The sequence below is a fragment of the Rubritepida flocculans DSM 14296 genome, from assembly GCF_000425365.1.
GTDB lineage: Bacteria > Pseudomonadota > Alphaproteobacteria > Acetobacterales > Acetobacteraceae > Roseococcus > Roseococcus flocculans.
This window is the reverse complement of sequence record NZ_AUDH01000062.1, coordinates 1-2479: the sequence shown is the minus strand read 5'-3', so window position 1 is coordinate 2479 and position 2479 is coordinate 1. Positions and strand designations below refer to the sequence as shown.

Genomic DNA, 2479 nt, shown 5'->3' with positions numbered 1-2479 from the left:
CGCGCAGACAGGCCGGACACATGACCGCACCCGACCGCGGCGCCGATCGTCAAATCGCCCTTGCGTCGAAGGGGCCGTCCACACAAGACTCTGAGAACATCGTTCTCCGCCACATATGTGCTTTTTCAGCCTGCATCCTTTCCGCGACAAGACGGCGACGATAGTCAGTGAGTGTCCCGGAGGAAGGATCACACATGCGTCACTCCGCCTACATTGTCCTAGCGATCCTCGCTCTCCTGACGGCCCCCTTCGCCGCGTCGCAGGCGCAGGATACCCCTTGGCCGACACGGCCCATCCGCATCGTTATGCCCTTCTCGGCCGGTGGAGGGACCGATATCACTGCACGGTTCCTCGCACAGCGGCTGAGCGAGAAGCTAGGCGTCAGCGTGCTGATTGAGAATCGGCCCGGTGGCCAGGGCAACATCGGCGCGCTCGTCGTCGCCCGCGCAGCGCCCGATGGCTATACGCTACTCTACAATACGTCCTTCATCGTCACCTCGCCCGCGCTGACATCCAACATGGCCTATGACTGGCGGCGCGATTTGACACCGGTGGTCGGAGTGGCGAGGGTGCCGCTGATCCTGCTCGTGCATCCGTCGCTGCCGGCACAGAGCCTAGCTGAATTCGCGGCCCTAGTGCGCCGCCCGAACTCGGGCCTCTCCTATGCCTCGGCCGGGATCGGCAACACCACGCATCTGGCATCGGCGCGACTGTTGCTGGAACTGCGGGGGCACGCCACGCATGTGCCCTACTCGGGCGGGGCACCGGCCTTGACCGACCTCGTCCGCGGCGTCGTACAATTCTACATGGACACCACGAACACAGCGATCCCCTTCGTGCGGAACGGAACTGTCCGCGCCCTCGGCATCGCCTCTGCCCAGCGTGTGGCGAGCTTGCCCGACGTACCAACCATCGCCGAGGCGATCGCACCCGGCTTCACCGCCGAGTCATGGCAGGGCGTGATGGCGCCCGCCGGAACGCCGGACGCGATCATCCGTCGATTCTCGTCGGAGATGCTTGACATCCTGGCAGAGCCTACCGTGGTCGAGCGTCTTGCACAGAGCAGCACCGTCACGATGGCAATGCCGACCGCCGCGTATCGGGACTTCCTGGAAAGCGAAGCCGAGAAATGGGGAGCTGTAATTCGCGCCGCCGGCATACGTTTGGAGTGATGCCATGCCACGAGCCGTCCTTTGTCGTGTCTTGGAAGGACCAGCCGCGCTGCACCTGGAGGAGATTCCGCCCGCTGGCCCGCCGGGGCCGAACGAAGTCCGCGTACGGATCCATGCCGCCGGCCTGAACTTCCCGGATCTGCTCATGGCTGCTGGTCGTTACCAGTTCAAGCCGCCCTTGCCATTCGCGCTCGGACGGGAAGCCGCGGGCGTGGTGGACGCGGTTGGGAGTAGCGTGACACGGTGTCGCGTGGGCGACCGTGTCCTGCTCACTCTTAGTTACGGCGCCTTTGCTGAGGAGATCGTTGCGCCTGAGCATGCAGTGCGGCTGATGCCCGACCCCTTTACCTTTGCCGAGGCGGCCTGCTTCCATGTCGCGACCGCGACCGCGACCAATGCGCTGCTGCAGCGCGGCCAGCTCATGCCGGGCGAAACGCTTCTCGTCCACGGCGCCGGCGGCGGCGTTGGCTTAGCTGCTGTCGAGGTCGGAAAGCTCCTGGGTGCGACGGTCATTGCCGTCGCCGGCAGCGCGGACAAGCTCGCCATCGCGAGGGCCAAGGGTGCCGACCATACAATCGATCACCGTCGGGAGAATTTCCGCCAGAGGGTGCACGAGATCACCAACGGCCGCGGCGCGGATGTCGTCTTCGACCCGCTAGGAGGTGACACCTTCGATGCCTCGTTGCGCTGCATGACCTTCGGCGGACGCATCCTCGTCGTCGGCTTCGCCGGCGGCCGAATCCAGCAGATTCCAGGCAACCAGCCGCTGCTGAAATGCATCAGTGTCGTTGGTGTCCAGGCCCTGACCCACGCCGAGCGCGATCCTGCCGTCGGAGAGGCCTATGAACGCTGGATGTACGGCCATGCCGCGCAAGGCAGGCTGCGTCCGCACATCTCGCACAGCGTACCGATGGCGCGCTTCGCCGAGGCGCTCGACCTGCTTGCCTCGCGCCAGGCTATCGGGCGCGTCGTTCTGACAATGCGACCTTAACGCCACTAGGAGATCCCACGCGACCGATCGCTACGCGCGTACCTAACTAGCGCCAGCATTTCGATCGCCCACATCCGTTCGCTCTACGCCTCTCCGAGTTCGGCATGCATCTGCTGGTCAGCGGTGCTCATCCGGCCATTGGGGCAAGGGTGTTCCCGGCAGGTGGCGACGTGGAGCTGATCGAAGCCATCGCCGACGATCTCGAACTCCGCTGAGAGTCCGTTTGAGAATTACCGATGTGCGACGCGGCGGAGCAGGAGGGCGCCCATGGCGACGTGGATCATGGCTTCGGACACGTCGAGGCGCCTCTCGTAGT

General features: G+C 64.9%; 2 protein-coding genes. Both read left to right on the top strand.

The window, feature by feature from the left end:
- The first annotated feature begins 194 nt into the window (after positions 1 to 194).
- Positions 195 to 1172, top strand: coding sequence for a Bug family tripartite tricarboxylate transporter substrate binding protein (locus H596_RS0118755; protein ID WP_027286174.1), 978 nt, complete (start codon positions 195 to 197; stop codon positions 1170 to 1172).
- A gap of 4 nt (positions 1173 to 1176) precedes the next feature.
- Positions 1177 to 2163, top strand: coding sequence for an NADPH:quinone oxidoreductase family protein (locus tag H596_RS0118750; protein WP_027286173.1), 987 nt, complete (start codon positions 1177 to 1179; stop codon positions 2161 to 2163).
- The last annotated feature ends 316 nt before the right edge of the window (positions 2164 to 2479 follow it).